The 4,897-nt window shown below is 75.8% G+C and carries 4 protein-coding genes; all 4 read right to left on the minus strand.

Annotated elements, in window-relative coordinates; genetic code table 11:
• Window positions 1–1,248, minus strand: a 1,248-nt coding sequence (locus HCJ92_RS22150) for a GGDEF domain-containing protein (RefSeq protein ID WP_167935386.1), incomplete at its 3' end; no start/stop codon positions are given.
• A gap of 117 nt (window positions 1,249–1,365) precedes the next feature.
• Entirely contained in the window at window positions 1,366–2,133 is a 768-nt protein-coding gene (locus HCJ92_RS22155; protein ID WP_338054324.1) for an enoyl-CoA hydratase/isomerase family protein, read from the minus strand.
• A 429-nt stretch (window positions 2,134–2,562) separates the two neighbouring features.
• Entirely contained in the window at window positions 2,563–3,627 is a 1,065-nt protein-coding gene (locus HCJ92_RS22160) for an adenylate/guanylate cyclase domain-containing protein (RefSeq protein WP_338054323.1), read from the minus strand.
• A 322-nt stretch (window positions 3,628–3,949) separates the two neighbouring features.
• Window positions 3,950–4,768: a biotin--[acetyl-CoA-carboxylase] ligase gene (locus HCJ92_RS22165; RefSeq protein WP_167935389.1), complete on the minus strand. Its 819-nt coding sequence runs from the start codon at window positions 4,766–4,768 to the stop codon at window positions 3,950–3,952.
• Window positions 4,769–4,897: the final 129 nt, after the last annotated feature.

Raw genomic sequence — 4,897 nt, forward strand, 5'->3', positions numbered from 1 at the left:
CTGCGACTCCGGCGGCTCCGGCGGATGCCGCTCGGGTCGGCCGGGTCGACCGTGCCCCGGGCGGTCGCGGAACGCCCGCCGGTCCGAGTCGTCGCCCCGCACGCTGTCCGCCAGCCGCACCACGGGGTCGTCGGCGCCCTCGTCGCCCGCGACCACCGGTTCGCGCGCCGCGGCGGCCTTGGCCCGGTACTGGGCGGCGTCGGCGAGTCGGAACAACCGCCGCGCCGAGACGAGCGGGCCGATGGTCCGACCGGTGGAGGCGACCCCACAGGCGACCCCGTGGCCGAGCTCCAATCCGTCGGCCCGGCGGCAGATCTCACGCGCCACTCGGATCACCTCGGCGGCGGTGGAGCCGACGGCCACCAGGCAGAACTCGTCACCCCCCAGACGCGCGGCCAGCGAACCGGGCAGCTGCGCGCCGCAGAGCGAGAGCACGGAGGCGAAACGTTCAAGCAGGTGGTCGCCCGCCACATGGCCCAGCGAGTCGTTGACACCTTTCAGGCCGTTGACGTCGCACACGACGAGGCTGACGGCCGTGCCGTCCCGCCGGTGCTCGCCGACCGCGTCCTCCAGCAGCGCGTCCACGGCCCGGCGGTTGGCGAGCCCGGTCAGCGGATCCGTGTACGCCAGCCTTCGGACCTCGGCCAGCCGCTCGTGGTGCACCAGCCCACTGGCGGCGACCTCCGCCAGCACGGTGGCGAAGGCCGCCTCGGGCGGGCCGAGCGGCACCCCGCCCGGGCTCCGCGCCACGTACAACTCGCCCCAGGCCCGGCCGTGCAGCACCACCGGGGCGACGACGCAGCTTCCCCGGCCGCGCCGGTGGAGGGCGGCGGACCGCCCCCGGTGGTGAGCGGCGGGCCCGGCGCCCGGCGACGCGTCGTCCCCGCCCCCCGCACCGGCGGCGGTACCGGTATCGGCGGCGGCATCGACGGCGGTCTCGATCCAGGCGCGGGGCCCCACCCCGGTGGCCCAGGCTCCGGGCGAGAAGCCCGCGATCTCCGGGAAGTCGTGGACCGGATAGGACTCGTCGACGGGGAACTCCACCTCCCCTGGCGCGAGTTCCCCGGTGTTCACCAGCACGCGGAGCCGACCGCGTTCCCGCTCCCACACCGACACGGCGGCGAACCCGGCGTCGAGCGCCCGCCGAGCGGTCTCGGCCACCACGCGCACGGTGCCGTCGAGGTCACCCGCCGCCGCCATCGCCTGCGCCAGCTCCACCACGGCCCGCAGCCGAGCGTCCTCTCCCATAACGGACACATTATTGCGGTTTGTACCTTTTCGCCGGGCGCGGCGGGTGCAATTGCGAGGGATCACAAGTCCGGAGCACAGCGGCCCCGCCAGCCGGCCCAGCCGAGCACCGCCGTGTCACTCCCCCGGCCAGTCCGGCTTCCGCTTCTCGTTGAACGCGGCGACCCCTTCGGTGCGGTCCCCGGAGAAGGCGACGGCCCGCCAGGCCGCGTCCTCGATCTCCATGGCGGCCGTCACGTCCATCCCCCAGCCCGTCCGCAGCGCCTTCTTGGCGGCGCGCAGCCCGACCGGGGAATTGGCGGCGATCCGCCCCGCCAGTTCGAGCGCGACCTCCCGGTCGGTGCCCGCCGCCACCACCCGGTCGACCAGCCCCAGCTCGGCGGCCTCCGCCGCCTCCACCCGGCGGGCACTGAAGATCAACTCGGCGGCGCGCGCGGCGCCCACCCGGCGCGGCAGCAGCTGCGTGCCGCCGCCTCCCGGGATCACCCCCACCGAGACCTCCGGCAGCCCCACGACGGCGGTCGAGTCCGCCACGATCAGGTCACAGGAGAGCGCCAGCTCGTAGCCGCCGCCCAGCGCGAAGCCGTGGACGGCTGCGACGGTCGGCATCGGGAGGGCGAGGACACCGCCGTAGGCGGCTCGCGCGTAGGGACGCTGGCGGACCAGCTCCGCGTCGGTCAGGGAGTTGCGCTCCTTGAGGTCGGCACCGACACAGAACGCGCGCTCATGGGTGGAGCTGAGCACGACCGCCGAGATGTCGCGCGTGGCCGCCAGCGCCGCGCACGCCTCACCCAGCTGACGCGCCATCTCGGTGGAGACCGCGTTCATCGCCCTCGGCCGGTCGAGGACCAGCTCGGCCACCCGGCCGCCGTGGCGGCGCACCACGACCCACTCGCCGTACCGCTCCTCCGAGCCGCCCCCGGCGCCGCCGTCCGCGCCACCGCCCGCACGGCTGTCCGCACCCCTGCCAGTCCCTGCCACCGACGCCATCGTCCGCTCCTCCGGTTAACGCTCGCTCACCGATCGACGCAGCGCATCATGCCATCCGCGCGCCCGCCCACGGGAGGGTGCGCGCCTGGCGCGCTCGGTGGAGCCGCGCCACCGCCCGGGGCGGGGACGCGGGGCGGGGGCGTGCTCCCGCGGGTGCTGACGGCTCGCCGTGACCGCGCTCGGCACGGCGCTCGCCCTCGTACGACGGCGGGTTCGCGGCACCGGCTGATCCGGCCGGGAGGCCGGGTTCCGCTCGGACGGTGACACGGCCGGGCGCACGACCGGGCCGGGTGGCGAGCAGCCGCCCCGGCCGGGGCGAGGCGGTCAGCCCCGGCGGGTGAGCTGCCAGGGCGCGATGATGCCGAGGCCACGGACGGGCCGCTGGTGCAGCGGTCGGAGCGTGAACCGGTGGTCCCTGCCCTCGGGTGCCGGCTCGCCCGGGCCCGCCGGCGGCGCCGCGCCCGCGGCGGTGAGCTCCTTGCGCATGGCGTCGTCCACCAGCACCGCGTCCTTGGGCGCTATGGAGGTCAGCCGGCTGGCGAGGTTCACGGTGTTGCCGAAGACGTCGCCCATCCGGGTGGTGACCGTTCCGAAGGCGATACCGACGCGCAGTTCCGGCAGGATCGGGTTGCCTGCCATGGTCTCGATCAGCCGCAGGCCGATACCGGCCGCGGTGGCCGCGTCGTCGGCCGCGAAGAGCACCTCGTCGCCGAGCGTCTTGATGAGTCGGCCACCGTACTCCGCGACCTGGTCCGCGGCGGTGGTCTCGAACGTCTCGACGAGCTCGCCGAGCTCCTCCTCCTCCAACCGCCGGGTGAGGCGGGTGAAGCCTACGAGGTCGGCGAACCCGACGGCGAGTCGGCGGTCGACCAGCTCGGCGTCGTCCTGCTCCTGCACGACCCGGCCCGCGGCGGCGGCGAGCTGGCGCCGCCAGACGTAGACGAGGAACTCCTCCAGCTCGGGGAGGAGCAGCTCGACCAGCGGGTAGGCGACCTCGGAGCGGGTCATGCCCGGCTCGGGGGGTTCGGTGAGGCCCTCAAGGAAGGAGTCGATCTGCCAGTCCGCCAGTCTTGCGGTGGTCTGGCCGGTCGAGCGGGCCACCTGGACGGCCATGGGCTCGCTGAGCAGTCCGGCCTCCACCAGACCGGCGAGCCGCCGCAGGGCGAGGACGTCGGCCTCGGTGAGCGCCTTGGCCTGCCCGATGTCCGGGAAGCCCATCGCCCGCCAGAAACGGGACGCCATCTCCATGGGTACGCCTGCGGCCTTGGCCGCCTGGAAGGGCGTGTACTCGCGCTCGGCACCGATGATCAGCTGTTCGAGCCGGAGCGCCACGTTGTCGTCGTGGTCCTCCGGGCCGTCGTCACCGGCAGGCGTCGGCGTGTCGCTCACCGGCGCCGCCTCACCGTTTCCGGTGTGAGAGTCCCTCCGCCGCTCACTCGCCCTACCGCTCCGCTCCGCCGCGCCCGGCGCGCCGCTGTCCACGCACCACCCTACGGCAGGGGCGGCCCGTCGCACGGATGTCTGCCCAGGTCCGCCCCCGGACGCACGCGTCCGGACGGGCGGGTCGGCCGTGCGGGCTCGGAGGTGGGGCCGGTCGGCCCTGGTGGTCGGCGGCCGATGCCGGGGCGGCGCGGCGCCGGGTGGACGACCCGCCTCGTCCGGTTCGGAGCGGTGGTGTCCGGATCCCCGCCGCGGGCGGCGGGCGGCGGGGTCAGTCGCCGCGGGCGCGCAGGTGGACGATGTCGCCCGCACCGACCGCGTGACGGCGGCCGTCGGCGTCGGTGATCACCAGGCGGCCGTCACCGTCGAGCGCCGTGGCGTCGCCGTGCAGTTCCCGGCCGCCGGGCAGCAGCGCGGCGACCGGTCGGCCGAGGGTCGCGCACCCGGCGACGTACGCCGCCTGCACTCCCGCCTCGCAGGCGTCCCCGTCGGTCTCGGTCCAGGCGCCGTACCACTCGGCCAGCGAGCGCAGCACGGCCCGCAGCAGCGGGTCGCGGTCGGTCGCGGTCGCCCCGGCCTGGCGGAGCGAGCCGGCGGTGGGGACGGGCAGTTCGTCAGCGCGCGGTGTCACGTTGATGCCGATGCCGAGCACCACCGCCGGGGTCCCGTCGGGGGTGTCCACCCGCTCGGCGAGTATGCCGCCTGCCTTGCGCTCCTCGCCCTCGACGGTGACGAGCAGGTCGTTGGGCCACTTCAGCGCGGTGTCGACCCCGGCGGTGCGCGAGAGGGCTGCGGCGGTGGCGACACCGGCGAGCAACGGCAGCCAGCCCCAGCGCGCGGTGTCCGGCTCGGGCGCGAGCAGCACGGAGAGGAAGATGCCGGAGCGCGCGGGGGCGCTCCAGCCGCGCCCCAGCCGGCCGCGGCCCGCCGTCTGCTCCTCGGCGACGAGGACGGAGCCGGGCGCGGCGGTGCCGGCGCGGGCCTCCGCTACCAGGTCCGCGTTGGTGGAGCCGGTGGAGGCGGTCACCTCCAGCGACGTCCAGGGTCCGTCGGGCCCGGTGAGGGCGCGGCGCAGCGCCGGGGCGCTCAGCGGGGGGCGGTCGAGGTCCGACCAGCGGGCGGCGGGGGCGGCATCCTGATGGGCCGTATCTTCAAGGTCCCGGTGTACGTGGCGCCCAGCTGGTTCCTCGTCGCCGCACTGATCACCTGGTTCTTCGGC

The sequence above is a fragment of the Streptomyces spiramenti genome (assembly GCF_012034385.1).
Taxonomy (GTDB): Bacteria; Actinomycetota; Actinomycetes; order Streptomycetales; family Streptomycetaceae; genus Streptomyces; species Streptomyces spiramenti.